This is a genomic window from Terrabacter sp. GCM10028922, assembly GCF_042666095.1.
Classification (GTDB): Bacteria; Actinomycetota; Actinomycetes; order Actinomycetales; family Dermatophilaceae; genus Terrabacter.
In genome coordinates this window covers 75597-102159 of record NZ_JBHTFG010000002.1, presented here as the reverse complement: position 1 = coordinate 102159, position 26563 = coordinate 75597, and the positions used below count along the sequence as shown (strand labels likewise).

The 26563-nt window shown below is 71.3% G+C and carries 28 protein-coding genes; 7 read left to right on the top strand and 21 right to left on the bottom strand.

Features of this window, described 5'->3' with window-relative positions; all coding sequences use genetic code 11:
- Positions 1–62 precede the first annotated feature (62 nt).
- Positions 63–1103 (bottom strand): extracellular solute-binding protein, encoded by a 1041-nt coding sequence (locus tag ACFQU3_RS01870; protein ID WP_385905648.1) that lies wholly within the window; start codon positions 1101–1103, stop codon positions 63–65.
- 163 nt (positions 1104–1266) lie between these two features.
- Positions 1267–2493 carry an MFS transporter gene (locus tag ACFQU3_RS01865; protein ID WP_385905645.1) on the bottom strand — a complete coding sequence of 409 codons (1227 nt, stop codon included), beginning with the start codon at positions 2491–2493 and terminating at the stop codon, positions 1267–1269.
- Positions 2494–2623: 130 nt separating this feature from the next.
- Between ACFQU3_RS01865 and ACFQU3_RS01860 the strand changes: the two genes are divergently transcribed.
- Positions 2624–3181 (top strand): type II toxin-antitoxin system PemK/MazF family toxin, encoded by a 558-nt coding sequence (locus ACFQU3_RS01860; RefSeq protein ID WP_385905642.1) that lies wholly within the window; start codon positions 2624–2626, stop codon positions 3179–3181.
- A gap of 75 nt (positions 3182–3256) precedes the next feature.
- On the opposite strand, the gene rpsT is transcribed toward ACFQU3_RS01860, so the two are convergent.
- Positions 3257–3517 carry a 30S ribosomal protein S20 gene (gene rpsT, locus ACFQU3_RS01855; RefSeq protein WP_385905639.1) on the bottom strand — a complete coding sequence of 87 codons (261 nt, stop codon included), beginning with the start codon at positions 3515–3517 and terminating at the stop codon, positions 3257–3259.
- Positions 3518–3789: 272 nt separating this feature from the next.
- Positions 3790–4749, bottom strand: a complete 960-nt coding sequence (gene holA / locus ACFQU3_RS01850; RefSeq protein WP_385905636.1) for a DNA polymerase III subunit delta — start codon at positions 4747–4749, stop codon at positions 3790–3792.
- Between the two features lie 65 nt (positions 4750–4814).
- On the opposite strand from holA, the gene ACFQU3_RS01845 reads away from it, so the two are divergent.
- Entirely contained in the window at positions 4815–5801 is a 987-nt protein-coding gene (locus tag ACFQU3_RS01845; RefSeq protein WP_385905633.1) for a prohibitin family protein, read from the top strand.
- Positions 5802–5940: 139 nt separating this feature from the next.
- Here ACFQU3_RS01845 and ACFQU3_RS01840 read toward each other — a convergent pair whose 3' ends face one another.
- Both ACFQU3_RS01840 and ACFQU3_RS01835 read right to left on the bottom strand, forming a co-directional pair.
- A complete protein-coding gene (locus ACFQU3_RS01840) occupies positions 5941–8181 on the bottom strand; it encodes an ATP-dependent DNA helicase (RefSeq protein ID WP_385905630.1) in 2241 nt (746 codons plus the stop codon).
- A 68-nt stretch (positions 8182–8249) separates the two neighbouring features.
- Positions 8250–8912: a TetR/AcrR family transcriptional regulator gene (locus ACFQU3_RS01835; RefSeq protein ID WP_385905627.1), complete on the bottom strand. Its 663-nt coding sequence runs from the start codon at positions 8910–8912 to the stop codon at positions 8250–8252.
- Between the two features lie 83 nt (positions 8913–8995).
- On the opposite strand from ACFQU3_RS01835, the gene ACFQU3_RS01830 reads away from it, so the two are divergent.
- Positions 8996–9580 carry a TIGR03086 family metal-binding protein gene (locus tag ACFQU3_RS01830; protein WP_385905625.1) on the top strand — a complete coding sequence of 195 codons (585 nt, stop codon included), beginning with the start codon at positions 8996–8998 and terminating at the stop codon, positions 9578–9580.
- A gap of 62 nt (positions 9581–9642) precedes the next feature.
- Here ACFQU3_RS01830 and ACFQU3_RS01825 read toward each other — a convergent pair whose 3' ends face one another.
- The 3 genes from ACFQU3_RS01825 to hflX all read right to left on the bottom strand — a co-directional run bounded on the left by ACFQU3_RS01825 (position 9643) and on the right by hflX (position 12460).
- Entirely contained in the window at positions 9643–10713 is a 1071-nt protein-coding gene (locus ACFQU3_RS01825; RefSeq protein WP_385905621.1) for a GNAT family N-acetyltransferase, read from the bottom strand.
- Positions 10710–10865: a hypothetical protein gene (locus ACFQU3_RS01820; RefSeq protein WP_385905618.1), complete on the bottom strand. Its 156-nt coding sequence runs from the start codon at positions 10863–10865 to the stop codon at positions 10710–10712. The genes ACFQU3_RS01825 and ACFQU3_RS01820 overlap by 4 nt, the downstream gene beginning before the upstream one ends.
- An 89-nt stretch (positions 10866–10954) precedes the next feature.
- The gene (gene hflX, locus ACFQU3_RS01815) at positions 10955–12460 is read right to left on the bottom strand and encodes a GTPase HflX (RefSeq protein ID WP_385905615.1); all 1506 of its coding nucleotides are present in this window, start codon (positions 12458–12460) and stop codon (positions 10955–10957) included.
- 142 nt (positions 12461–12602) lie between these two features.
- Between hflX and ACFQU3_RS01810 the strand changes: the two genes are divergently transcribed.
- Positions 12603–13214, top strand: coding sequence for a class I SAM-dependent methyltransferase (locus tag ACFQU3_RS01810; RefSeq protein ID WP_385905613.1), 612 nt, complete (start codon positions 12603–12605; stop codon positions 13212–13214).
- The gene (locus tag ACFQU3_RS01805; RefSeq protein WP_385905610.1) at positions 13207–14043 is read left to right on the top strand and encodes a hypothetical protein; all 837 of its coding nucleotides are present in this window, start codon (positions 13207–13209) and stop codon (positions 14041–14043) included. Before ACFQU3_RS01810 ends, ACFQU3_RS01805 begins: the two co-directional genes overlap by 8 nt.
- Here the strand turns inward: ACFQU3_RS01805 and dapF are convergent.
- From dapF to miaB, 4 genes are all read right to left on the bottom strand, one after another.
- Positions 13983–14834: a diaminopimelate epimerase gene (gene dapF, locus ACFQU3_RS01800; protein WP_385905607.1), complete on the bottom strand. Its 852-nt coding sequence runs from the start codon at positions 14832–14834 to the stop codon at positions 13983–13985. The two genes, ACFQU3_RS01805 and dapF, sit on opposite strands and share 61 nt — an antisense overlap.
- A gap of 1 nt (position 14835) precedes the next feature.
- Positions 14836–15801 (bottom strand): tRNA (adenosine(37)-N6)-dimethylallyltransferase MiaA, encoded by a 966-nt coding sequence (gene miaA / locus ACFQU3_RS01795; protein WP_385905604.1) that lies wholly within the window; start codon positions 15799–15801, stop codon positions 14836–14838.
- Positions 15802–15854: 53 nt separating this feature from the next.
- Positions 15855–16466 (bottom strand): peptide deformylase, encoded by a 612-nt coding sequence (gene def, locus ACFQU3_RS01790; protein ID WP_385905601.1) that lies wholly within the window; start codon positions 16464–16466, stop codon positions 15855–15857.
- 115 nt (positions 16467–16581) lie between these two features.
- Positions 16582–18135, bottom strand: coding sequence for a tRNA (N6-isopentenyl adenosine(37)-C2)-methylthiotransferase MiaB (gene miaB / locus ACFQU3_RS01785; RefSeq protein WP_385905598.1), 1554 nt, complete (start codon positions 18133–18135; stop codon positions 16582–16584).
- Positions 18136–18311: 176 nt separating this feature from the next.
- Between miaB and ACFQU3_RS01780 the strand changes: the two genes are divergently transcribed.
- Positions 18312–18929, top strand: coding sequence for a YceI family protein (locus ACFQU3_RS01780; RefSeq protein ID WP_385905595.1), 618 nt, complete (start codon positions 18312–18314; stop codon positions 18927–18929).
- A gap of 124 nt (positions 18930–19053) precedes the next feature.
- On the opposite strand, the gene ACFQU3_RS01775 is transcribed toward ACFQU3_RS01780, so the two are convergent.
- The 4 genes from ACFQU3_RS01775 to ACFQU3_RS01760 form a co-directional block, all read right to left on the bottom strand.
- On the bottom strand, positions 19054–19710 hold the full coding sequence (locus ACFQU3_RS01775) for a regulatory protein RecX (protein WP_385905592.1): 657 nt from the start codon (positions 19708–19710) through the stop codon (positions 19054–19056).
- Positions 19711–19712: 2 nt separating this feature from the next.
- The gene (recA, locus tag ACFQU3_RS01770) at positions 19713–20762 is read right to left on the bottom strand and encodes a recombinase RecA (RefSeq protein WP_385905589.1); all 1050 of its coding nucleotides are present in this window, start codon (positions 20760–20762) and stop codon (positions 19713–19715) included.
- Positions 20763–20991: 229 nt separating this feature from the next.
- The gene (locus ACFQU3_RS01765; RefSeq protein ID WP_385905586.1) at positions 20992–21528 is read right to left on the bottom strand and encodes an O-acetyl-ADP-ribose deacetylase; all 537 of its coding nucleotides are present in this window, start codon (positions 21526–21528) and stop codon (positions 20992–20994) included.
- A complete protein-coding gene (locus ACFQU3_RS01760) occupies positions 21525–21770 on the bottom strand; it encodes a DUF3046 domain-containing protein (RefSeq protein ID WP_385906584.1) in 246 nt (81 codons plus the stop codon). The genes ACFQU3_RS01765 and ACFQU3_RS01760 overlap by 4 nt, the downstream gene beginning before the upstream one ends.
- 159 nt (positions 21771–21929) lie before the next feature.
- Between ACFQU3_RS01760 and ACFQU3_RS01755 the strand changes: the two genes are divergently transcribed.
- Complete coding sequence (locus ACFQU3_RS01755) at positions 21930–23546, top strand: DUF3352 domain-containing protein (protein WP_385905584.1); 1617 nt, start codon at positions 21930–21932, stop codon at positions 23544–23546.
- Positions 23547–23605: 59 nt separating this feature from the next.
- Here ACFQU3_RS01755 and ACFQU3_RS01750 read toward each other — a convergent pair whose 3' ends face one another.
- From ACFQU3_RS01750 to ACFQU3_RS01735, 4 genes are read right to left on the bottom strand one after another with little or no spacing between them, the layout of a single operon-like run.
- Entirely contained in the window at positions 23606–24712 is a 1107-nt protein-coding gene (locus ACFQU3_RS01750) for a dipeptide epimerase (RefSeq protein WP_385905581.1), read from the bottom strand.
- The gene (locus tag ACFQU3_RS01745; protein WP_385905578.1) at positions 24709–25629 is read right to left on the bottom strand and encodes a serine hydrolase; all 921 of its coding nucleotides are present in this window, start codon (positions 25627–25629) and stop codon (positions 24709–24711) included. Before ACFQU3_RS01745 ends, ACFQU3_RS01750 begins: the two co-directional genes overlap by 4 nt.
- 17 nt (positions 25630–25646) lie before the next feature.
- A complete protein-coding gene (locus tag ACFQU3_RS01740) occupies positions 25647–25946 on the bottom strand; it encodes a helix-turn-helix domain-containing protein (RefSeq protein ID WP_385905575.1) in 300 nt (99 codons plus the stop codon).
- An 11-nt stretch (positions 25947–25957) separates the two neighbouring features.
- On the bottom strand, positions 25958–26563 hold the full coding sequence (locus ACFQU3_RS01735; RefSeq protein ID WP_385905572.1) for a CinA family protein: 606 nt from the start codon (positions 26561–26563) through the stop codon (positions 25958–25960).

The following is a 26563-nucleotide window of genomic DNA, read 5'->3' as shown; positions in this document are numbered from 1 at the left end:
CGGTGGCCGGCCGCCGGTGCGTGCGGTCCGGTCCGCCGTGCGCGCGCGGACGGACGCGAGGGTCAGCTGAGTCCGACCTCGTCGAGCAGCTCGAGCGTCTTGTCCAGGGACTCGAGGCGGTTGAGGTCGAGGGCGAGCCCGTCGAGGTCCTCGAGCGGGGGCAGCTCGCTCGGCACCTCGGCGCCCTCGACGACGGGGTACTCGAAGGTCTTCGAGGCGAAGTAGGACTGCGCCTTCGGGCCGAGGAGGTACTCGACGGCCTTGACGGCAGCGGCCTTCTGGTCCGTGCCCTTGAGGATGCCGACGCCTGCGACGTTGATCAGGGCACCCGGGTCGTCGCCGTGGAGGAAGTGCAGCTTGGACGCGACTGCGGCCGCGCCCTTCTCGGCGACCCGCTCGTACCAGTAGTAGTGGTTGATGAGCGCCAGGGCGACCTCGCCCTTCTCGACGCCGTCGAGCGCGACGATGTTGTTGTCGTACGACTTCGGCTCGTTGGCCTTGAACTTCTCGAGCCACGCCTGGGCCTGGTCCTCGCCGCGTGTGACTCGCAGGGTCGTGACGAACGCCTGCCACGACGCGTTGGTCGGCGCGAAGCCCACCCGACCCTTGTACTTCGGGTCGAGGACGGCATCGATGGTCGTCATCTGCTCGACCTCGGGCGCCTTCCGCGGGTCGTAGGCGATGACGCGCGCGCGGGCCGAGGTGCCGACCCAGCGGTTGCTCTTGTCGGCGAAGCCGTCCTGGACCTTGCCGACGACGGACGCATCCAGCGTGTCGAGACGTCCGGCGGCCGCGAGGGCACCGAGCGCCCCGGCGTCCTGGCTGAAGAAGAGGTCGGCCTGCGTGCCGTCGCCCTCCTCGAGCAGCTGGGCGGCGAGCTCGGCGGAGGTCGCGTAGCGCACCCCGACCTTGACCCCGGTCTCCTTGGCGAGGTCGTCGAGCAGACCCTTGACGAGCGTCTCGTTGCGGCCGCTGTAGATGACGAGGTCCGCGCCCTCGGTCTTGTCGACGACGGTGCTGCCGCCGCCACAGGCGGTGAGGGCGAGCAGGGCCGCGGCGGTGAGAGCGGAGACAGCTAGAGGCAGGCGGCGACGGCGGTTCACCAGGGGCTCCGTGGGTCGGTGGGTCGGTAGGTCAGCCAAGTAGATCGGTCAAGCGGGCCGTCGTGGTTGTGCAGGTGTGAGTTGCGCCGACCCGTGGCCCTCTTAGGCAAGCCTCACCTTATTTGGAGAACCGGCGTGCCGACAAATCCCGATGACGGACGGCTCAGACGACGGAGGCCGCCCCGACGGGCGACGTGGACCGGTCCGCCGCGGTGCCGGTCGGCCCGCGCCGCTCGAGGACGGCCGAGGCAAGCGCCACGCCGACCCCGAGGACGGCGAGCCCTGCACCGACGAGGCTCGGGGCGCCGTAGCCCCAGCCGGCAGCGAGCACGATCGAACCGAGCCATGCGCCGAGGGCGTTGGCCGTGTTGAGCGTCGAGTGGTTGAGCGCCGCTGCCAGGGACTGCCCCTCGTGGGCGACGTCCATCAGGCGGGTCTGCAGCAGCGGCACGACGATCGAGGGCAGCAGGCCGAGGACGAACACCAGGACGACCGCGAGCCAGAGCGTGCGCGCAGCCGTGCCGAAGACGGCGAGCAGGACCGCGATGAGGCCCAGCGAGACGATGATTCCCTTGAGGACGCCGACCCGGTCGGCCACGCGTCCGCTGACCACCATGCCGGACACCATGCCGACGCCGTACGCCGCGAGGACCCATGGGATGTAGCGATCCTCGAGGCCGGCGAGCTCGGTCATCGTCGGCGTGATGTAGGAGTACATCGCGAACATGCCGCCGAAGCCGACGGTCCCGATGAGCAGTGCGAGCCACACCTGGACGCGCCGCAGGGCGCGCATCTCGGAGCGCATGGACTCGTGTCCGCTCGGCGGCTGGTGCGGTAGCCAGATCGCGATGGCCGCGACCGTGGCCGCGGCGACGACGCCGACGAGCACGTAGGGCAGGTGCCACGAGAACCGCTGTCCGAGAAGCGTGGCGACCGGCACGCCGACGACGTTGGCGACGCCGAGGCCACCGAGGATGGCGGCCACGGCGGCCGTGCGGCGCTGGTGCGACACGAGGGAGGCAGCGACGACCGAACCGATCCCGAAGAACGCGCCGTGCGGCACACCGGCGAGGAAGCGGGCGGCCATCACGGTCGGGTACGTGTTGGCGGCGAGGATGGCGAGGTGCGCGACGGCGAAGAACGCCATGAGGCCCATGAGCAGGCCCTTGCGCGGCACCTTCGCCGCCATGACCGCGATGAGTGGCGCCCCGACGACGACGCCGAGCGCGTATGCCGACACGTAGTGACCGGACGTCGCGATGTCGACCCCCGTGCCATCGGCGATCTGGGGCAGCAGGCCCATCGTGACGAACTCGGTCGTGCCGATCGCGAAACCGCCGGCGGCGAGCGCGAGGATGGCGAGGGTCGTACGTCTGGCGGCGGGGCTCACGAGCTGTTCTCCGGGTTCGGTCGATGGTCGGCGTTCGGCAGGGTGGCTGCGCCGAGCTGGCGTGGTGCGGATCGCCGTCGACCCGGTCTCGGACCACAACGGTAACGGTGCTGCGACTACGGTGATTCCCATGCCCAGCACCTTCGACCGCATCGTCGGCCGGCTGCGGGGTCTCGTGCGCAGCGCGTCGAGCCCGACCTCGCCGTCGCAGCCACCCCCAGGCACCCATCCCGTTCGGGCCCCGACCGGCCGTGGGGCGGGCTCGGGTGGTGGCGGCGCGGCATACCCGGGTGACGTGACGACGCTGCCCGACACGACCTACGCGCCGCAGCCCGACGGACGGCCCGACCCGGGCGAGATCGTGTGGGCGTGGGTGCCCTACGAGGAGGACCACGGCCGCGGCAAGGACCGCCCGGTGCTCATCGTCGGCCGCGACGGCGACTGGCTCGTCGGCCTGCCGCTCACGAGCAAGGACCATGACCGCGATGCGCTGCAGGAGCGCCGCTCCGGACGTGAGTGGGTCGACATAGGCTCCGGCTCGTGGGACCGGCGGGGCAGACCGAGCGAGGTGCGGGTCGACCGGCTCGTGCGCGTGGACCCGGACGGGGTGCGCCGAGAGGGCGCGGTGCTGGGGCGGGAGCGCTACGACGAGGTCATCGCTGCAGCCCGCGCGTTCGACGGGCGCTGAGCTCGTTCGATCCGGGATGCAGAACGGGCCCGTCACCGTGAGGTGACGGGCCCGTTCACGCGAGAGCTTGGTGCGTCAGAGCGACGCGACCTTCTTCGCCATGGCCGACTTCTTGTTGGCGGCCTGGTTCTGGTGGATGACACCCTTCGAGACAGCCTTGTCGAGCTTCTTCGAGGCGGTCTTGAGGGCGTCGGCGGCCGCGTCCTTGTCGCCGGAGGCCGTGGCCTCGCGGACCTTGCGGATCCAGGTGCGAAGCTCGCTCTTGACGGCCTTGTTGCGCTCGGTGCGCGTCTGGTTCGTCTTGATGCGCTTGAGCTGCGACTTGATGTTTGCCACGTGTGTTCTTTCGTTCGGTCGGATGGTTGCCGTTAGAGGGCGGCAAAGCTGCTCGGGACCGGGCGTGGGGACACCCTGCGTGAGCAGCTCTGGATGGTGCTGCATGCGCGCACGACCTGAGCGCGCACGCGAAGGTCAAAGTTACCAGCGGCGGGCACCCGCGACCAAACCGGCCGTATGCCGTCCCGCGCCACCTCACCGGACCCTCACGTGTCCGTTCGACTCGCTCGGTCAACCTGGCGGTCAGGCGCGTCGATCACCGCGGTAGGACCTCAGCGAGCCGCACGCGCGCGGGAGATGGTGAGGATCGCCCGCTCGACGGCATACACGGGGTCACGCCCGCCGCCCTTGACCTCGAAGTCGGCCGCGGCCACGGCCTGGACGGCGACGGCCAGGCCGTCGGCGCTCCAGTGCCCGACCGCGCGGCGCGCCTTGTCGACCTGCCACGGCGCCATGCCGAGCGTCTTTGCCAGCTGCGCCGAGCTGCCACGGCCGGCCGCGCCGACCTTGATCAGCTGTCGTAGCTGTGACGCGATGACGGCGACGATCGGAACGGGGTCGAGTCCCGTCGCGATGGCATGACGCAGCAGGCGCAGCGCCTCCCCGGACTGGCCGGCGATGGTCGCGTCGGCGACCCGAAAGCCCGTGGCCTCGACCTTGCCGCCGTGGTAGGTGTCGACGACGGCGTCGTCGACGGTGCCCTCGGTGTCCGAGACGAGCTGCGAGCAGGCCGCCGCCAGCTCGCGCAGGTCCTTGCCCACTGCCTCGATGAGCGCCCGGACCCCGTCACTCGTGATCTTGCGCCGGGCCGCGGCGAACTCCTTCATGACGAAGTCGGTCTTGTCGCGGTCGGACTTGACCGCCGGGCACTCGATGACGCGGGCACCGGCCTTCTTCATCGTGTCGAGAACCTTCTTGCCCTTCATGCCGCCACCGTGGGCGACCACGAGGCTGACGTCGGGATCGGGCGTATCGAGGAGGGACAGAAGGTCGAGCTGGAGCTCGTCGGGCGACTCGTGGAGGTCGCGCACGACGATGCACTTCGCTCCGCCGAAGAGGGACGGGCTCGCGTGCAGCTGGAGAGCGCCGGACTCGTACGTCGCTGGGTCGATGCGGATGACCTCGGAGTCGGCCTGGCGGGCCGCGGTGAGCACCGCGGCGACGGCGCGCTCGACTAGGACCTCCTCGGGGCCGGTCACGAGGACGAGAGGCGGAACGGCCGGGTCGGTCATGGCGTCAACTGTGCCATGCGGGCCCGACAGCCGCGCCCGCCCCGTCCCCCTTGGAAGTGAAGGTCATGTTCGCCCTCGTCCTCGCCCTCCTGCTCGTCGTCGCCGGTGTCGTCCTGCTCCGCCTCAAGGAGCACCCGAAGAAGCTCAGCCGCTGGGCCGTCGCACCGTTCGGCGTCGCCGTGGTGCTCGTCGCGGGCGCCTCCTACTTCCGGCTCGACGCAGGCGAGGCCGCCGTGACGAAGACCTTCGGCACCGTCGGCGACGACGCGATCAGCGCCACCGGCATCCACCTCAAGGCGCCATGGCAGGACCTCATCACCTTCGACATCCGCAACCAGACGATCTCCTTCGACGAGGACGGCGGCCGCGTCTCGACCGTCACGAGCGACAACGCGACCGTCGCCTACGACGTGACGATCCGCTACTCGCTCAACCCCGGCAAGCTGCCGGAGATCGTGCGCCAGTACCCCGACCAGGACACCTTCATCTCGCGGGCCGTGCTGCCCGGCGTCTCGTCCGTGACGAGGGACGCGCCGACGACCTTCACCGCGGCGACGGTCCGCCAGTCGCGCGCGCTGCTCGCCCAGCGCATCACCGAGGGTCTCGAGAAGCGCCTCGGCGAGGTCGGCGTCACGGTCGAGCAGGTCGACCCGCGCGCGATCACTCTCGACCAGAACGTCCAGGCCAACTACGACAAGGTGCAGAGCTCCCTGGCCAACGCCGAGGCCGCCAAGGCGGATCTCCAGACGGCCCTCGCCAAGGCCGAGATCACGAAGACCGAGGCCCAGGCGACGTCGGACGCCGACCAGATCATCCGTTGCGGCGCCACCTCCACGCAGGTCAAGGAGGTCATCAACGGCAAGGAGGTGACGGCGGTCAAGGTCGTGCCCGTCACGTCCGACAAGTGCCAGAACCGCCTCAACGAACAAGTCCTCATGAGCAAGTACATCGACATGCTCCGCGAGCACGGCGACTCGCTCATCGTCGTCCCGCAGGGCACCGAGAACCTGCTCCAGCTCCCGGCCGTGCCCGGCTCGTCCGCCAAGCAGTAGGACCAGCCACACACCAAGACCCCGCAACACACCGAGAAGGACGCAACACACCGTGATCGGATGCCGGTGTGTTGCGTCTTTCTCGGTGTGTTGCGCAGGGGCGCCGCGTGACGAGGGAGAGGTCGGCGCGTGACGCGGGTCAGTCGAAGAGCGCGCCCGAGGCGAGCCTGAGTCCGAGCTGCTCCACCCGGGCCGAGATGGTCTCCTCGGGCAGCTCGAAGTGGTCGACGAGCTCGTCGAGCTGCATGCCGGCCTCGGCAGCGTCGCGCAGCTCCTCGTCCTGCTCGTCGGTCCACGCATGCCCGGACGTGACCGCGCTGCGTGACGAGGCCATGACCGGCGGCGGGACGGCGACCGGCCGCGGGTGCTCGGTGCCGTCGGTGTCGGCTCGGGCACCGGTGAGCGAGCGGAGCGCCGGCTCCTCGACGGCGACGGGCGGCGGAGCAATGGCGTCGAGGCGCGCGAGCGCCGCGAGCACCATCGCCTTGTCGGTTGTCGGGTAGAAGGGCGGCAGGGAGCGTTGGAGGAAACCCGCATACCGCGCCGTCATCATCCGCGAGTCGAGGAAGGCCACCACTCCACGGTCGTCAGCCCGGCGTACGAGCCGTCCGGCGCCCTGGGCGAGGCGGAGCGCGGCGTGGGTGGCGGAGACCGCCATGAATCCGTTGCCGCCCATGCGCGCGATGGCCTGCGAGCGCGCTGACGCCAGTGGGTCGTCGGGCCGGGGGAACGGGATGCGGTCGATGATGACGAGCTGGCACGACGACCCCGGCACGTCGACACCCTGCCACAACGTGAGCGTGCCGAAGAGGCAGGTGCGGGGCTCGCGCGCGAACTGGCGAACGAGCGTCGTGATCTGGTCCTCGCCCTGGCACAGCACGGGTATGTCGTCGCCGAACCGGGCCCGCATGATCTCTGCCGCCGTCTGCGCCGCGCGCGTCGACGAGAAGAGACCGAGGGTGCGGCCGCCTGCCGCCCGGACGAGCTGCTCGATCTCGTCGAGGGTGTCGTCGCCCGCGCCGTCGCGGCCAGGTGGCGGGAGGTGGGCGGCGACGTAGGCGATCGCCTGCTTCGGGTAGTCGAAGGGACTCCCGACGTCGAGGCCCTGCCAGGACGGTGCGCCGTCGCCGCGCAGCCCGATCGTGCCGGCGACGGCGTCGAAGGTGCCGCCCAGCTCGAGCGTCGCCGAGGTCAGGACCACGGTGCGCTCCTCGAAGACCTTGTCGCGCACGAGCATGGCGACGCTCATCGGGGCGACGCGCAGCACGGGACCACGCCTGGGGTCACGGTTGAGCCAGACGACGTCGAGCTCGCGCTCCTCGAGGATGCGTTCGGCGTTCTCGTGGACCTCGTCGACGGCGGCCCGCGCGACCTGGCGGGCTCCGTCGGCCTCCTGGCCGGGTGGCGGCTTGAGGTCGCTCTGGACCGTACGGGCCGTGTCGCGGACGCGCGCCAGGGCGAGGCCGACGGAGTCGGGGACGCCGAGCATGCGCCCTTCCTCGATCGGCTCGAGCGCGGCCGCGAGCAGCTCTCCCGCCTCGTCGAGCGCCGCGGTGTTCTCGGACATGCGACCGGCCCTCTTGGCCGCCGTCATGACCATCGCGCCGGTCAGCTCGTCGGTGATCGTCGCGGTCACGCGGTCGACGAGCTCGTGCGCCTCGTCGACGACGAGGACGTCGTGCTCGGGAAGCATCTGGCGACCCTCGAACGAGTCGATCGCCATGAAGGAGTGGTTGGTGACTACGACGTCGACGTCCTTGGCCGCCTCGCGCGCACGTTCGACGAAGCACTCGCCGACGAGCGGGCACTTGCCGCCCATGCACTCGTGCGCCGACACGGACACCTGGCGCCAGGCTCGCTCCGAGACTCCCGGCACGAGCTCGTCGCGGTCGCCGGACTCGGTGGTCGACGCCCACTCGCGCAACCGCACGACCTCCTGCCCGAGTCGGCCGACCGAGGCGTCGACCTGCCCCACGGACAGCAGCCCGTCCTCCTCGTCGGGGAAGCCACCCTCGAGCTTGTTGAGGCACACGTAGTTGCGGCGTCCCTTGACGAGGGCGTAGGTCGGGCGGCGACCGAGGACGGGGGCGAGCGCGTCGGCGACGCGTGGCATGTCGCGGTCGACGATCTGCGCCTGGAGCGCGAGCGTGGCCGTTGCCACGACGGCCGGCTTGCCGGCCTCGAAGGCGTGCGCGACGGCCGGGACGAGGTAGGCGAGCGACTTGCCGGTGCCGGTGCCGGCCTGCACGAGCAGGTGCTCCCCCGCATCAATCGCCGTGGCGACGGCCTTGGCCATCTCGACCTGCCCGGGCCGCTCCACGCCACCGACTCCCGACACCGCGGCGTGGAGGAGGTCGTCGAGCGCGGGTCGCTGGGCCATTGGGTCAGGGTATGCCGCACCACCCACGGCGCGTGCCACGTGTCCCCGGTGTCTGCTTGACTCGGCTGTCAGTGACTGCGGTCCCAGCGTTCGCGCAGCTCGGCGCTCGTCGGAGGTGGGACGTCGGGCAGCGGCGTGCCACCCGGCCGAAGGGCGTCGAGATGGAGGGCGAGGTAGCGCCGGCGGAGCGCGCTGGTGCGGCCATGGTCGTCAACGCGTACGGCGGTCAGCTGCTCGAAGAGCATGGGGAGGTCGGCCGAGCTCACGTCGGGGCGCAGGTCCCCGGCTTCCTGGGCCCGGTGGACGATCTCGTCGACGAGCCCGCCACTGCGCGTCGCGAGTCGGCGCAGCTCGTCGGTGGACGTGAAGGTGCCCGCCAGGCGCGCGGTCAGCGCATGGACGTCCGCCTCGACGACGCCACGGACAAAGGTCTCGAAGGCACCCCAGGCATCGCCCTCGTCGGCGAGCGCCGTCTCGGCCAGCGCGACGAAATGACGGAGCCCGTCGCCGCAGATGCGCTGCAACAGCTCGTCGCGGCCGGCATACCTCCGGTAGAGACCACCCACGCCGACCCCGGCCGCCTGCGCGACCGTCGCCATGGAGGCTGCGGGGTCACGGAGCAGGACGGCGCGTGCCGCCTCGAGGATCGCCTCGTCGTTGCGGGCGGCCTCGGCCTGACGCCCGCGGCGCGGGCGTGCGGTCGGGGCGGGCTGCGGCGTCTCGCTCGTCATGGCCCGAGGTTAGCACTTGATCGGAATGGAGCGTTCCGTTAACCTTTGACGGAACGCTCCATTCCGAATCGAAAGGCCCGACCATGCAGACCACCTGGACGATTCTTGCCTCGGCCCACACCGCCCTGCGCTCCGCCGTCGCCGGAGTCCGTGACGACGACTGGACGCGCCCCACCCCGTGCGTTGACTGGACCGTGGCGCAGGTGCTCCAGCACGCTGCGGGCGACCAGCAGGCGTATGCAGCGGTGCTCGGCGAGGGTGGCTTCCCGTCCTACGACCCGTTCGCCCCGTCGGGCACGCTCGACGACGATGCCCTCGCACTGGTCGAACCGCCCCTCGCCGCCGCATGGCTCGCGTTCTCGAAGGTCGGGACAGACGACGCGGCGGTGCCGGTTCCGCTCCCCCAGGGTTCGCTCGCCGCACCCGTGGCCGTCGGGGCCGCCGCGCTCGACGCGGCGGTGCACGCGTGGGACATCGCCGTCGCGACGGGTCAGCCGTCGCCGGTCGACTCCGCGCTGGCGGGCCAGCTCCACGAGGTCGCACTGCAGATCGTCGAGCCCCTGCGCGGGTTCGCCTACGCAGATGCCCTGCCCGGTGACGACGGCGACGCCCTCGACGCGTTGCTGCGCCACCTCGGCCGCGACCCGCACTGGGCTCCCAACGCCTGACGGTGCTCCAGATCGCCGGCTTTGTACTTCTCGATTGAGGCCGTTGCCCTGCCGGACATCCGCTACCGCAGGGGCGTGCCGTCGACGCGGCGGGCCATCGCGACGTCGTCGCGGTAGTCCGTCGCGCTGAGCCGTAGCCCCCGAGGGACGCGCCCGACCTCGGTCCAGCCGGCGCGCCCGTAGAAGTCGCCGAGCCCCAGACCGTCGCGGTAGTCGAGGCGCAGCAGCTCGACCCACGGCAGCTCTCGTCGCGCGATGCCGACCATGCCGCCGAGCAGGAGGCGGCCGAGGTTGCGGCCCTGCGCGCCGGGATCGACCATGAGGCGCTTCAACCCGGCGGCGTGGTCGTACGGGAACCCACGGGAGTGCTCCCACAGGCCGATCCCGCGCAGCTTGCCGCCCGGGTCGCGGAGCACGCACAGGAGGGAACGGCGTTCGTGCACGTCGTCGAGGTGCCGGTCGAGGGCGGCTGCCACGTCACGACGCGGCGCGCCGGGCAGGAAGCCCACGGAGCCGCCCGCGTCGTTGACGCGCACCCAGAGGTCGACGACCGCCTCGCGGATGGTCGCGTCGACCGCCTGCGACGGCACGGCGTGGACGCTCGGCGCCTCGAAGTACGCCATCGGCTCGCCGTCGGGCTCGTCCTTGGCCAGTCGCGTCCCCATCTGGACCAGCCCGGCCGCCGCGGCGGTGCGCAGTGACGCCGCGTTGACGGTGTCGACCATGGCCGTCACGAGGGCGTCTGGGCGATGCTCGGCAGCCCATGCGACCACGGCGCGGGAGATCTCGCGACCGAGCCCGGCGCCCAGCCGGTCGTGCGCGAGACGGTAGTAGAGGTTGAGGAGGCCGCTGTCGGAGTCCTTGTGCCGCAAGCCCGCCCAGCCGACGACCTCGCCCGTCACGCGGTCGACGACGCCGGCATACCCGAGGTCCTCGTGTTCCCAGTCGGTGAGGTCGTCGGCCAGTCGCTGTCGGCAGCGCTCGGGGCTCGGCATGCTCCCCGGCGAATGTTCATACGTCCGCGGGTCGGTGTGCAGGCGGATGTAGTCGCTGAGGTCAGCAGGCTTCGGACGACGCAGGACGAGGCGGTTGGTGACGATCCAGGCGTCCGGCTCGGGGATCTGGTCGCTCACTGCTTCTGTCGCTCGGGAGCGCGCGTCTCGCAGACCGCCTGGGGTGCGCCGTCGCAGCAGGGCTCGATGTAGAGGCACTTCGGGCAGCGGTTGTGCGCCTGCTCGGCGTACATCTGGGTGCCGCAGTACGGGCACGGGATCTCCAGGGCCATGGCACCATCCTCGTCGACGTCACCGACAGCCCTGCCTCGACATGCCGACCGGCCCCACGTTGGTGGGCCGGTCGGCGACGGACGTGCCGTCAGCTCGCGATGACGACGTATGCCGTGAGGTCCGCCTCGATGGTCGGCGTGACCTTGGCACGCACCCGGGTGCCGTCGGCGACGTGCTCGCTCTCGAGGATCTCGGCCTCGTCGTGCAGGCGCGAGATCAGGTCGCCCCGGTCGTAGGGGACGAGCACCTCGACCTCGATGTCCGGCTTGGGCAGCTCCTGGTCGATGAGGACGCGCAGCTCGTCGAGCCCGGCACCGGTGCGGGCCGACACGGTGACGCAGTGCCTCTCGTGGCGGCGGAGCCGGTCGAGCACCTCCGGGTCGGCGATGTCGGCCTTGTTGACGACGATGATCTCCTTGATCTGGTCGCCGCCAACCTCGGCGAGCACCTCCCGGACGGCCGTGATCTGGCCCTCGGGGTCGGGATGCGAGCCGTCGACGACGTGCAGCAGCAGGTCGGAGTCGGCCACCTCCTCGAGCGTCGAGCGGAACGCCTCGACGAGCTGATGCGGCAGGCTGCGCACGAAGCCGACGGTGTCGGCCAGCGTGTAGACGCGGCCGTCCTCGGTCTCGGTGCGGCGCACCGTCGGGTCGAGGGTCGCGAAGAGCTGGTTCTCGACGAGCACGCCGGCGCCGGTGAGGCGGTTGAGCAGCGAGCTCTTGCCGGCGTTCGTGTAGCCGGCGATCGCGACTGACGGCACACCGCCGACACGGCGCGACTGACGACGGGTGTCGCGGCTCGTCTTCATGCCCTTGATGTCACGGCGCAGCTTGGCGATCTTCGTGTTGATGCGGCGGCGGTCGAGCTCGATCTTCGTCTCACCGGGTCCGCGTGATCCGATGCCCTCACCGCCGGCGACGCGGCCACCGGCCTGTCGCGACATCGACTCACCCCAACCACGCAGGCGCGGCAGGAGGTACTGGAGCTGGGCCAGCTCGACCTGAGCGCGGCCCTCCCGGCTCTTGGCGTGCTGGGCGAAGATGTCGAGGATCAGCGCGGTGCGGTCGATGACCTTGACCTTGACGACGTCCTCGAGGGCGCGGCGCTGGCTGGGGGCGAGCTCGCCGTCACAGATGACGGTGTCGGCGCCTTCTGCGACGACGATGTCGCGCAGCTCGAGCGCCTTGCCCTTGCCGAGCCACGTCGCGGGGTCGGGGCGCTGGCGTCGCTGGATGACGCCCTCGAGGACCGTCGAGCCGGCCGTCTCGGCGAGCGCCGCGAGCTCACGGATGGAGTTCTCCGCGTCGGAGGCCGTGCCCTCGGTCCAGACGCCGGCCAGCACGACCCGCTCGAGGCGCAGCTGGCGGTACTCGACCTCGGTGATGTCCTCGAGCTCGGTCGAGAGGCCCTGGACGCGACGCAGCGCGGCGCGCTCCTCGCGGTCCAGCTGTTCGCCGTCGTAGAGGGGGTATGCCGTCTCGTCGGTCTCGTCCAGTCCCGCGGCCAGCGCGTGGGCGCGGGTGGCGAAGAGGTCGCGCTCGCGGTCTGCGCCGCGAGCGGTGTCGCTGGGGTGGTTCGTGTGGTTGCTCGTCATGTTCTCCCTATGGTCCCACTCGTTCAACGCCACGAGCCACTCGTTTGTGCCCGAAAGGCCGCCTTCGAGGTGTCATGGAGGGGGCCGGCAGGTGCGATGGTGCCGGACGCGTCGAGGGCTGGAGGCCGATACGGTGACGGTGATGAGCAAGCCGACCGACCACTACTTCAGCGCGGAGCCGGCCACGCCGGAGGAACGCCGCACCATCGAGGTGACCCTCGACGGAAGGCGCCTGACCGTCACCACGGCGCGCGGCGTCTACTCCCCGGACCGGCTCGACCCGGGCACGGCGGTGCTCCTCTCGGGTGCACCCGACCCGAGCCCGGCCGGCGACCTGCTCGACATCGGCTGTGGCTGGGGCCCGATCTCGATCGCGCTCGCGCTCCGCTCCCCCCGGGCGCGCGTCTGGGGCGTCGACGTCAACCGTCGTTCCCTCGACCTGGCGCGCGCCAACGCCGCGGCCGCGGGGGTGAGCACGGCCACCTTCTGCGAGCCCGACGCCGTCCCCGACGCCGTGCGCTTCGCGACGATCTGGTCCAACCCCCCGATCCATGTGGGCAAGGCGGCGCTGCACGGCATCCTCGAGCGGTGGCTCCCCCGCCTCACCGCCGACGGTGTCGCGTACCTCGTCGTGCAGAAGCACCTCGGGTCCGACTCGCTCCAGAAGTGGGTCAACGCGCAGGACTGGGGTCTGAGGTGCACGCGCCGGTCCTCGGCCAGGGCCTTCCGCATCCTCGAGGTGCGTCGTGCCTGACGTCGCGACCGCCGTGGAGGACGCGCGCGCCCTCGTCGCCCTGTGGTTCGCCGACGCCCGAGCGGCGTGGCTCGGTGGCAGCGTCGTCCTCGGCCAGGACACACCCGGCTCCGACCTCGACGTCACGGTCCTGCTCGAGGGTCCGCCTGCGCCGTTCCGGGACTCGAGGCGCTACCGCGGCTGGCCCGTCGAGCTCTTCGTCCACACGGAGACCTCGCTCGACTTCTACGTCCGGCGTGACGCGAGCAGTGGACGGCCGACGATGACTCGCCTCCTCGGCTGCTCGGAGGTGCTCCTCGACACCGACGGATCGGGCCTGCAGTGGCAGGCGACGGCACGGGCCCTGCTGTCCGCGGGACCGCCGCGGCTCGCCGGTGACGAGCTCGCATCCCTCAGGTACGCCGTCACGGACGCCATGGACGACGTGACGCACGCGCACGACGCCCACGAGCGCCTCGTCACCGCGACGATGCTCGCCGACGAGGCGGCACACCTGCTCCTGCACGGGGCCAGGCACTGGTGGGGCCGCGGCAAGTGGGTCGCCCGCGAGCTCGCCGACCTCGACGCGCGGGACGGCACCGACTGGCGCCCGCGCCACGAGCAGGCGCTCGTCACGGCCGCGGCCGGCGACGTGTCACCGCTCCTGGCCTTCGCCGACGACGTGCTCGCCCAGCACGGCGGCCCGCTCTTCGAGGGTCACCGGCTCGCCGGCACCGATCCCGCGACCGCGTCCGGCGCCGACCAGGACGCCCTGCACCGTGGCAGGGGTCAGAGCGGGAAGTCGCCGTCGGCGACGAGGACCGCGGGGCCGGCGAGCTCGACGCGCTGACCGGGCAGGGGCGTCACGGTGAGGCGACCGCCCGGCACGTCGACCGTCCACGGCGAGTCGTCCTCGACGCCGGACCAGAAGCGGGTCGCGAGTGCAGCAGCCGCCGCACCCGTTCCGCACGACCGGGTCTCGCCGACCCCCCGCTCGTGCACGCGCATCGCGATGTGCCCGGCACCGACCGCCCGCACGAACTCGACGTTGGCGCCGTCGGAGGCTTCAGGGTGCAGCTGCGGCGCCTCGCCGAGGTCGAGGTTCTCGAGGGTGATGCCCTCGGGCAGCATGACGACGGCATGGGGGTTGCCGAGGTCGAGAGAGAGGGCCGGCACGGGCTTGCCGTGGCGCGGCTTCACCATGACGTCGAAGCCGTCGCGGCGGGCCCCCTCCTCGTCGACGAGCCGCCACGGGCCGAGGTCGACGGCATACCCGTCCTCGAGGACGCGGACCGTCTTGACGCCCGCACGGGTGGCGATGGCGAACGTCGGCCCGAAGGCGAGGCCTTCGCGGCGCAGGTACTCGGCGAAGACGCGGGTGCCGTTGCCGCACATCTGCGCGAGCGACCCGTCCGCGTTGCGGTAGTCCATGAACCACTCCGCCTCATGCGCCTGCGCGCGAACGGCGTCGTCTGTGGCGTAGGCGGTGCGCACGACGCGGATGACGCCGTCGGCGCCGAGACCCGCGTGCCGGTCGGCGATGCGCTGCACCTGGGCGGGGGTGAGCTCGAGCGAGCCCTCGAGGTCAGGGACGAGGACGAAGTCGTTCTCGGTGCCGTGGCCCTTGGTGAAGCGCGTCATGTCAGCCATTCTCCGGTATGCCGTGTCGCGCGGTCGCATCCGCCCCACGCACCGCGTTCAGGGCCTGGTCGACCAGGTCGTCCGCGAGGGCGTCGAGCCAGACGATGCGTGGGTCGGGGCGGAACCAGGACTCCTGGCGTCGGGCGTAGCGACGCGTGGCCTGCGCGGTCTCGCTGCGTGCCTGGTGCTCGTCGATGAGACCGTCGATCACGGCGATGGCCTGGTTGTAGCCGATCGCTCGGCTCGCCGTCACGCCGTCGCGCAGGCCGGCGCCCAGCAGCCCTTCGGTCTCTGCGCGCAGACCGTCGTCCCACATGCGATCGACGCGACGCACGATGCGCTCGTCCAGCACGTCTCGCTCCACCCTGAGCCCGAGGACTACTGCAGGAGAAGCGAACTCACGCTTTGGCATGGAGGCGCTGAACGGACGCCCGGTGACCTCGACCACCTCGAGGGCGCGCACCACACGTCGGACGTTGCCCGGCAGGATCACGGCCGCCGCCTGTGGGTCGACCCGGCGCAGCCGGTCGTGCAGGGCCGCGGGGCCGATCATCTCGGCCTCCGCCTCGAGCCGGCGCCGCAGCTCGGGGTCGGTGGGCGGGATCTCGAGCCGGTCGAGCGCCGCGCGCACGTAGAGGCCCGATCCACCGACCAGGACGGGACGGTGGCCCCGCGCCGTGATGGCGGCGAAGTCGTTGCGTGCCGCGCCTTGGTAGGCGGCCACGCTGGCCTCCTGTGTCACGTCGAGCACGTCGAGCTCGTGGTGCGGGATCCCTCGTCGCTCTGCGACCGACAGCTTGGCCGTGCCGATGTCCATGCCACGGTAGAACTGCATGGCGTCGGCGTTGACGACCTCACCGGTCAGGCGCTCGGCGAGGTCCAGCGCGAGCTCGGACTTGCCCGTGGCGGTCGCACCGACGACGGCGACGATCGGCGGGGCATCCGAGGCGAGCGACTCAGCGCTCACGGCAGGACCACGGGACCTGGGCAGGGGCACGACGTCGACAGCGGCCGCGGCACTCAGCCGACGAGCTCGTCGGCGTGCTCGTCACTGTCGTCATCGTGACCGAACGGGTCGCGGTCGACGCCCGGGAGCCATGAGCTGCCGGGCTTGCCCCACCCGTTGCGCTTGACCGCCTTACGCGCCTTCTTCGACTGCCGCTCGTCGAGCCGGTCGACGTAGAGCGTGCCGTTGAGGTGGTCGTACTCGTGTTGCATGCAGCGGGCGAACCACCCGGTCGCGTCGAACTCGACGCGGTAGCCGTCGACGTCGACCCCGACCACGTGGGCCCGCTCGGCGCGCTTGAGCGGGAACGCCTCGCCGGGCACCGAGAGGCAGCCCTCGGTCTCCTCGTCCGGGTTGGGCCGCTCCTGCGGGACCTTCGACGTGGTCACGGTCGGGTTGATGACGTGCCCCTGCTCCGGCACGCCGTCCTCGTTGGCCATCCTCCAGACGAAGAGACGCAGCCCGACGCCGATCTGGGGGGCCGCGAGGCCCACACCGTTGGCGGCGATGTTCGTCTCGTACATGTCGTCGACGATGGTGCGCAGGTCGTCGTCGAACTGCGTCACGAGGGCGGCGGCCCGGTGCAGCACGGGCTCACCGGAGATGACGATGGGGCGCACGGTCATGCGCCAAGTCAAGCACGGGGGCTCGAGCTCTCCCGAATCGGCCTGAGCCGGTCGGGCCCTGCGCGACGCGCCCCGAACGCCCCGCGTACGGGGTCTGCGGCGCAGCCGTTGCGGGTCAGGGCGCCGCGCAGCCCGGGGCGACCGATGCGGTTGCCGGGCGGCCGATGGACGGCATGCCGAGGCTCACCGCCGGCTTGCCGGTGCCCTGTGGTGCGTCCTGGAGCGCCGACCACGCGTCACCGCCGCGAGTGCGCCGGACGGCGTACGTGCCACCCTCGATGCCGGAGTCGGCGACGAGGTGGTGCGGGGCGCCGTAGGTGACCTGCACGGTGACCATGTCGCCGGGGCGGGGGACGTCCGCACCCATCGGCACGGCGAAGTGGACGAGACGGTTGTCGCGGGCCCGACCCGACAGGCGCTTCGTCTCGGAGTCCTTGCGCCCTTCGGACGGGGCGACGAGCACCTCGACCTCGCGGCCCTCGAGCGCCCGGTTCTCGGCCCAGCTGACCTCCTCCTGGACGGCGATGAGCCGGTCGAATCGCTCCTGCACGACCGGCCTGGGGACCTGGCCGTCCATCGTGGCGGCGGGCGTGCCGGGCCGGATGGAGTACTGGAACGTGAAGGCGCTGGAGAAGCGTGACTCGCGCACGACGTCGAGGGTGTCCTGGAAGTCCTCCTCGGTCTCGCCCGGGAAGCCGATGATGATGTCTGTCGTGATCGCCGCGTCGGGGATGTGCCGGCGGACGTTCTCGATGATGCCGAGGAACTTCGCGCTGCGGTACGAGCGGCGCATGTCCTTGAGCACCTTGTCGGAGCCCGACTGCAGGGGCATGTGCAGGCTGGGCATGACGTTCGGGGTCTGCGCCATCGCGAGGATGACGTCATCGGTGAAGGCGGCCGGGTGCGGGCTGGTGAACCGCACCCGCTCGAGACCCTCGATCTCGCCACAGGCGCGCAGGAGCTTGCCGAACGCCAGGCGGTCGCCGAACTCGACACCGTAGGTGTTGACGTTCTGGCCGAGCAGGGTCACCTCGACGACCCCCTGGGCCACGAGAGCCTCGATCTCGGCGAGGATCTCGCCCGGCCGGCGGTCCTGCTCCTTGCCGCGCAGGCTCGGCACGATGCAGAACGTGCACGTGTTGTTGCAGCCGACGGAGATCGACACCCAGGCGCTGTAGGCGGAGTCACGGCGGGTGGGCAGGGTGGACGGGAAGACCTCGAGGCTCTCGAGGATCTCGACCTCGGCACGCTTGTTGTGCGCAGCGCGGTCGAGCAGGGCCGGCAGCGAGCCGATGTTGTGCGTGCCGAAGACGACGTCGACCCACGGCGCGCGCTGGACGATGGTGCCGCGGTCCTTCTGGGCCATGCAGCCGCCGACGGCGATCTGCATGTCTGGGTTCTTCTGCTTCGCCGGACGGAGCTGGCCGAGGTTGCCGTAGAGCTTGTTGTCGGCGTTCTCGCGCACGGCACAGGTGTTGAAGACCACGACGTCGGCGACCTCCGGCCGCTCCCCCGCCGGCAGGCTGGCAAGGTCGACGTAGCCGGCCGTCTCGAGCAGGCCCGCGAGGCGCTCGCTGTCGTGGACGTTCATCTGGCACCCGTGGGTGCGCACGTCGTAGGTCCTGCGCCCGGTCGCGGCGGGCATCTGCGCGGAGTTCTGCGTTGTCATGGCACCGACAAGGGTACGGCGTGCGGACCGGCGCCGCGGCCAGCCGACGACCTGGCCGGGGAATAGGTTCCAGCCGAGCGCCGTTGACGAGCATGCTTGACAATTCAACAACTTGCATCCATCATAGTTGTTGAAAGTTCAACCACTACTCCAGCCACCAGCACGAAGGACACATCATGGGACTCTTCAACCGCACCAAGGACCAGGCCGTCACCGAGGCTCCCGCCGAGACCAGCTCTGTCGCCGTCGACGACATCTCCGGCGACTACACGATCGACCCGAGCCACTCGCGCATCGGCTTCTCCGCCCGCCACGCCATGGTCACGAAGGTCCGCGGCCACTTCGACGAGTTCGAGGGCAGCGCGCACGTCGACACGACGACGCCGGCCAACTCCTCGGTCACCGTCACGATCCAGGCTGCGAGCGTCACGACCGGCAACGAGCAGCGCGACGGCCACCTCAAGACCCCTGACTTCTTCGACATCGCCAACCACCCGCAGATCACGTTCGTCTCGACGAACGTCGAGCGCGACGGCTCCGACTGGGACATCACCGGTGACCTGACGATCAACGGCGTCACCAAGTCCGTCACGGTTCCGTTCGAGGAGACCGGCTCGGCCAAGGACCCGTTCGGCAACACCCGTGTGGGCTTCGAGGGCGGCGTCACCATCGACCGCACCGAGTGGAACCTCTCCTTCAACGCTGCGCTCGAGACGGGCGGCGTCCTCGTGAGCGAGAAGGTCAAGCTCGAGTTCGATGTCTCGGCGATCGCTCTGGTCCCGTCCCAGGCCTGAGCGCGACCGAAGCACCCGAGGGGGTGAGGACCACACGGTCCTCACCCCCTCGCGGTCTCCGCTGCGTTGACACGACCATCGCGCGACGTTCCCGGGACCTTCCTGCCACGCTCGGGCGCGCCGTTCAGTCGCGCTGGTGCTCGGGCAGCCCGTCGATCGCGTCGCGGACGACCCGCCATGCCAGGTCGCCCGGATAGCCCTTGCGCGCGAGCATGCCGGCGAGGCGCCGGGCCTGGACGTCGGGGGCGAGGCCGCGCATCGTGCGCAGCTTCTTCGCGACGAGCTGCTCGGCCTTGACGCGCTCGTCGCCGGCGCCCACCTGCCCGAGCGCCTCGTCGGCGACCTCCTGGTCGATGCCCTGCTTGCGCAGCTCGTGAGCCAGCGCTCGCCGCGCGAGCCCTTTGCCGGACTGTCGCGAGCGCACGAGCATCTGCGCGTACGCCTCGTCGTCGATGAGCCCGACCTCGGTCATCCGGTCGAGCACACGAGCCGCGACCTCGTCGTCACAGCCACGCTGCCGCAGCTTCTTCTCGAGCTGGGCCCGGCTGCGAGGGGCCATGCTCAGCTGACGCAGCACGATGGCCTTCGCCACCGCGTCGGCGTCGGCCTCGGGGGCCACGGCCTGCGGATCGTCGGGCGGGGGCGCCCAGTCGGGCCGCTCCACCGCTTGCGAGCCCCAAGCACCGCCGGCCCGCGCCCCGGCGAGGCCCTCTGCCTCGGCGAGGGCGGCCGCGGCGCGAGCCAGGCGGTCGTTCACGGTCTCCTGGTCGGAGGCGCCCATGATCAGAAGTCGACGGGCACGTCCGCGACCTCGGCGGGCTGGTCGACGCGCGGCCCGACGCCGAGCTTCTCCTTGACCTTCTTCTCGATCTCGTCGGCGAGGTCGGGGTTGTCCTTGAGGAAGTTGCGGGCATTCTCCTTGCCCTGGCCGAGCTGGTCGCCCTCGTAGGTGTACCAAGCGCCCGCCTTGCGGACGAAGCCGTGCTCGACGCCCATGTCGATGAGGCCGCCCTCACGGGAGATGCCATGGCCGTAGAGAATGTCGAACTCCGCCTGCTTGAAGGGCGGGGAGACCTTGTTCTTGACGACCTTGACGCGGGTGCGGTTGCCGACGGGGTCGGTGCCGTCCTTGAGGGTCTCGATGCGACGCACGTCGAGGCGCACCGAGGCATAGAACTTCAGCGCCTTGCCACCGGTGGTCGTCTCGGGCGAGCCGAACATGACACCGATCTTCTCGCGCAGCTGGTTGATGAAGATCGCGGTCGTGCCGGTGTTGTTGAGCGCGCCGGTCAGCTTGCGCAGCGCCTGGCTCATGAGCCGGGCCTGGAGGCCGACGTGGCTGTCACCCATCTCGCCCTCGATCTCGGCGCGGGGCACGAGCGCGGCCACCGAGTCGATGACGATGATGTCGATCGCACCGGAGCGGATCAGCATGTCGGCGATCTCGAGCGCCTGCTCCCCCGTGTCGGGCTGGGACACGAGCAGCGCGTCGGTGTCGACGCCGAGCTTCTTGGCGTAGTCGGGGTCGAGGGCGTGCTCGGCGTCGATGAAGGCCGCGATGCCGCCGGCCTTCTGCGCGTTGGCGACCGCGTGGAGCGCGACCGTCGTCTTGCCCGAGGACTCCGGGCCGTAGATCTCGACGACCCGACCACGCGGCAGACCGCCGATGCCGAGCGCGACGTCGAGGGCGATCGACCCGGTGGGGATGACCTCGATGGGCGGGCGGATGTCGTCGCCCAGTCGCATGACGGCGCCCTTGCCGTAGCTCTTCTCGATCTGGCCCATCACCGAGGAGAGGGCCTTGTCCTTGTCCTTTTCCTGCACCGATGCCATGTCGGTCACCTATCTGCCGTCTGCGCTGCGGTCGTCTACCTTCGACCCGGGTGACGGCTCGTCCTGAGAGATCCGCTGTCGGGTCAGACGCTAGGTGCCGGCGCCGACATCGGGATGAACCACGAGACGGCCTGTGGATGATGTGGGTGGTGGCGCAGGACCTGTGGAGAACATTACCGAACAGGTGTTCGACGTCGGCGCGACACGCCGACCCGTCGTCGAACCAACCTCACTGCGTCGCAGCAGCGTCCGCCAAGGACCGGTGGAAGGCCGCGTACGCCTGCTCGGAGAAGAGCCAGAAGCGTGCCTCCCGCACGCCCGGGTGACGCTCGAGCGCCTCGACCAGGGCGTGCACGGCGACCTCGGCGGCCTCCTCGAGGGGGTAGCCGTAGACGCCGCACGAGATCGCGGGGAAGGCGAGAACCGCACACCCCGCCTCGTCGCCGACCTCGACGCAGCGGCGGTAGCAGCTGGCGAGGAGGTCAGCCTCACCGTGGCCTCCCCCGCGCCAGACCGGACCGACGGTGTGGATGACATGGCGGACGGGGAGCCGACCGGCGCCGGTGATCTTCGCGTCGCCGGTGTGGCACCCTCCGAGCAGCCGGCACTCGGCGAGCAGGTCCGGCCCCGCGGCGCGGTGGATCGCCCCGTCGACGCCGCCTCCTCCGAGGAGCGAGCTGTTGGCCGCGTTGACGATCGCGTCGGCGGTGTCGTCCGTCGTGATGTCACCGCGTCGCAGGGTGACTCGCGCTGGCGCGAAGGTCACGGACGTCCTGCCTGGCCGCCCTGCGCGCCGCGCGCAACCTTCGAGTCACGTCCCAGCCGACGCTCGGGAGGCACGTCCATGTCGACGCACAGCGCGTCCCACACGTCGCGCGGCGGGTCGCCGTCGGCGAGCGCCTGGAGCACCGTCCGGTCGCCGAGGGCACCGAGCACGTGGTCGCGGGCGAGCGACCCGGCGTAGGCCGCGCCGAACTCGTCCTCCATCAAGGTCCAGAAGTGGCTCATCCGCACCCCAGTAGTCTGCCATCGACCAGGCCGGAACCCCTTCGCGCGAGAGCGTCGTCGGAGCGTTGTCGCAACCGCCCGCGAACATCCGACAAGGCCGGTATCGTCCTCTCGACCGTCCACCGACCTCGGACGCCGAACTCTTCAGGGGAGCACACTATGACCGACGCCAGCAACGGACCCTCTCTCGGTCCCGGCCACGGGTCCGCCAGCGGACCCACGACGCCCGTCCCGCAGTACGACTACCCGGCCGCCACGGGAGTGGCAACCGCTCCGGGCGCCGCGGGTGTCCCGCTGGCCGACGAGCCGCCGCCTCCCGCGCCTGGTGGCCGCAAGCGCACCGGCGTCCTCGTCGGGGCCCTCGTCACGGCACTGCTGGTCGGTGGCGCCGGCGCCTTCGCCTACCAGTCGTTGAGCGGCAGCGGTTCCCAGCCCTCCGACGTGCTGCCGGGCGACGCGTACGCGTACGTCCGCCTCGACATCGACCCGTCGGCCGGCCAGAAGGTCGCTGCCGTCCGCTTCCTCGGCAAGCTCAAGGACGTGCGCAACACCCTCGGCAGCGACGACCCGCGCAAGAAGCTGTGGGAGCTCGTGACGAAGGATGCCGGCAACGACTGCGTCGCGAAGTTCGCCTACGACACGGACATCGCGCCCTGGCTCGGCGACCGCGTGGGCGCCGCCCTGCGCCCCGGTGGCACCCAGGAGAAGCCCAACGTCGCCATCGCCGTCCAGGTCAAGGACGAGGCCGCGGCCAAGGACACCTTGACCCGGCTCTTCGCGTGCGACAAGAGCGACGACACCGAGCTGCGGATGAAGGACGGTTACGCGATCATCACGCCTCCGGGTGTCGGTGATGCCACCCTGGCCGCAGCGGCCAAGGGCACGCTCTCCCACAACACCGGGTTCACCGAGGACATGGCCGCCCTCGGCGAGCAGGGCGTCCTGTCGGCGTGGTTCGACATGGGCACCGGCCTCAAGGAGATCCAGAAGCTGAGCGGTGACGCGAGTCCGGCACCCGTCGGCGACGCCAAGGGCCGGGTCGCTGCAGCGCTGCGTTTCGACGCCGAGTACCTCGAGCTCGCGGGTGTCGTCCGCGGCGGCGACCCGAAGGTGATGCCCAAGGGCGACGGCGCCGAGGTCGCCAACCTCCCGGCCAACACGATGGCAGCGCTGCACATCTCGGGCGCGGACCAGGCCATCGACGCGTCCTGGCCTCAGCTCGAGAAGCAGCTGAACACCCTGGGGGCCATGGGCGCCGGCCAGACGGACGTGCTCGCCGAGATCGAGCGCGAGCTCGGCGTCAAGCTGCCGGACGACCTCAAGGTCCTGCTCGGACGCTCGTTCACCGTCGCGGTGCCCCAGCAGGACTTCAAGAGCGACGCCTTCGTCATGGGCGCCAAGGTCGTCTCGAGCGACGCCAAGCGCGCGGCCAAGCTGGTCGGTCAGCTGACCGGCGCCGCCATGGGCGGGAGCGACGCGCTCACGACGCGCGTCGAGGGCGACAAGGTCTACGTCGCGACGACTCCCGACTACGCCGACGACCTCAAGGCCGGCGGCAGGCTCGTCGACGCGGAGACCTTCAAGGCCGCGGTCGGCGACGTCACCGGCTCGAACGCCGTCCTGTTCCTCGACCTCGACAAGTTGGAGAAGACCTACGTCGGCGAGCTCAAGGGCGAGGAGAGGGCCGTCGTGGAGGGCATGCGCGCGGTCGGTCTCAACAGCTCGAGCACGGGCAACGGCGAGTCCGCGTTCACGCTACGGGTGCTCGCCAACTGACATCGGCACCAGGCGACACGAGGGCCCCGCTACGGCGGGGCCCTCGTTCAGGTGGGTGGTCAGCTCTCCGGGGCGAATCCGGAGATGCCGAACCCCCCGATGCTGGGGAGGCTGATCTCATTGCTGCAGTAAGCGATTCCTCCGACCACTGGTGACCGACGTGACCACCAGGCGGCGTCGAGGTCGCTCACCTCGGTCGTCGGCTCGGCCGCCACGAGGGCAGCAGCCGCACCGACGCCGACGTGGCTCTCCATCATCGAGCCGACGATGGTCCCCAGCCCGGCGTCGTGCGCCCGGCGCAGCATGTCGCGTCCGACGGTGAGCGACCCGCACTTGGCGAGCTTGACGTTGACGAGGTCGGCCGCGCCGAGCCGGATGACCCGCTCGAGGTCGTAGAGGCCGTAGCAGGACTCGTCGGCCATGACGGGCAGGCCGACGCGTTCGCGCACCCACGCGAGGCCCTCGACGTCGTCGGCGACCACGGGCTGCTCGACGAACTCGACGCCGAGGTCGGCCACCTCGAGCGCACGGATGACCTGCACGGCCTCCTCGCGCGACCAGCCCTGGTTGGCGTCCAGCCGGATCGCGACGTCGGGTCCGACCGCGTCACGCACCGAGGCCACCCGCTGCACGTCGGTGCTCGCGTCGGTGCCGACCTTCATCTTGAGGGTGCGGAAGCCGGCCGACACCCGCTCGCGCGCCGTGTCGGCAAGGGCCTCGGCGGCCCCCGCGGAGAGCGTGACGTCCGTGGTCAGCCGATCACGTATGCCGTCCGGTCGGCTCGAGAGCAGGGCCGCGACCGAGGCGCCCTCCGCCTGGGCCACGAGGTCGTGCAGGGCCGCGTCCACGGCCGCCTTGGCGCCGAAGTTGCGGGCGACGCATCGCTGGACCAGACGGCTCGCAGCGGCGAGGTCGTCGCGGTCGTCGAGAGGGCGCCCGGTGATCGTCGGGGCGAGCATCGCCTCGATGCAGGCCGTGGCACCGGCGAGCGACTCCCCCGTCACCTGCCAGACCTGTGGCGCCTCTCCCCAGCCGGTGCGGCCGTCGCTGTCGGTGATCGTCACGATGACGGTGTCGGTGGTCTCCGTGCGGCGCAGGGCCGTGACGAAGGGCGTGTGCAGCGGCACCGATGAGGCGGTCGTGCTGACGCGCTCGATCGTGGTCACGCCCCGTCCACCCCGCTCGAACGAGTCGTCGAGACGTCATCGTGCGCGCCGGCATACGGCTCGATCGCCTCGTCGGGATGCGTGGCGCGCCACACGTCGCGGGCGATGCCGGCGACGAAGGCCGCAGCGTCGGCCTCGCCGAGGTCGATCGTCGTGCACACCGAGAGGACGAACGGCTCCTCCCCCTCCGGCCGCACGAGCGCCACGTCGTGGGAGACACCGGGGATCCAGCCGGACTTGCTCGCTGTCGGGGTGCCGGCCGGCAGGCCGGCCGGCACCTGGTCGAGATGCACCTGGCCGGCCAGCAGCTCCTCGACGGGGCCGAGCACGGCCTCACCGCCGAGGTCGGGCGCGCGCCCGCCGACCGCTGCCATGAGCAGGCCCAGGTCCGCGGCGGTCACCGTGTTGGTGATGCCGGCCTCTCGCGCACGCGCGTCCTCGATGCCACGCCCGACGACGGTCGTCGACGAGCAGCCTGCGAGGCGGAGCACGGCGGCGACCTCGTCGAGGCCGACGACGTCGACGAGCAGGTTGGTCGCGATGTTGCTCGAGTGGGTGATGGCCCGCTCGGCCAGCTGGCGCAGGGTCCGCGTGCCGCCGAGCGCCGCCCAGGTCACGGGGTCCTGGTCGTCGGTCTCGTCCAGGTCGAACGGCGAGCCGTCGAGCACCGACGCGAAGGTGCCGCGGACCGGGACCTCCATGTCGAGGTGGAGCTCACCTCTCGCGACGCGACGAAAGGCCGCCATGACGAGCGGCAGCTTCATCGTGGAGGCGGCGTAGTGGGGAGCGCGCGCGTCGTGCTCGTAGCGGGGGCGGCCGTCGAGCCCTCCCAGCCACACCGAGAGGGCCATGCCGTCACCGCCGTCCAGGGCGGCCCGGTCGAGGCGTGAGTCGAGGTCCGAGAACGGCGAGCGCACCCTCGAACGGTAGACGATCAGGCCGCGGAGGCAGACACCACGTCGGACGGCACGGGCAGCGCGACGGTGAGGGCCAGGCCCTCGCTCTCGGCCATCCGGCTCGAGACGTCGATGAGGACCTGCGACAGCGGCAGGTCGAGTGCGCCGCAGATCGAGGCGAGCAGCTCGGAGGAGGCCTCCTTCTCGCCGCGCTCGACCTCGCTGAGGTAGCCGAGCGAGACCGACGCCGTCGCCGAGACCTCACGGAGGGTGCGGCCCTGGGCGCGCCGGCGCTCCCGAAGGACGTCACCGAGCTCGCGTCGCAACAGTGTCGTCATGCCGTCCTCCTTCAGGTCGCTGGTCCTGTGCGTCCGGGTGCCGGGTCGCCATCGAGCGGATCCGACAGCCCTACCGTACCCCTAGGGTCCGCCGCTGGCGCAGGAGTTGGGGACGTGGCGCCCGTCTCCTCCACCGCGAGCCGGAGCACCGCGGCGACGGACGCCGACCGGATCGCGGCCCTGGTCCCGTTCAACTCCAGGGAGCGCGTCGCTGTTCCCGACGGGCCGGCGACGGCGACGTGCACCGTGCCGGCCGGCTTGCCCTCCGAGGGGCCCGGACCGGCGACGCCGGTGGTCGCGACGCCCCAGGTCGCGCCCAGTCGCCGACGAACGCCCTCGGCCATCGCGACGGCGACCCGCGGGTCGACGGTACCGACGCGCGCGAGGAGCCGGGCCGACACGTCGAGGAGCCCCACCTTGACGTCGGCGGAGTACGCGACGACGCCGCCGAGGAGCACCGCCGACGCACCGGGCGTGTCGGCGACCGTCGCAGCGACGAGCCCGGCCGTGAGCGACTCGGCGCACGCGAGCGTCTCGCCGCGGGTCGTCAGGTGCGCGACGAGGGTCGCCCCCGGCGTCGCCGACGCGTCGCTCGTGCCGATGCCGTCCGTGACCAC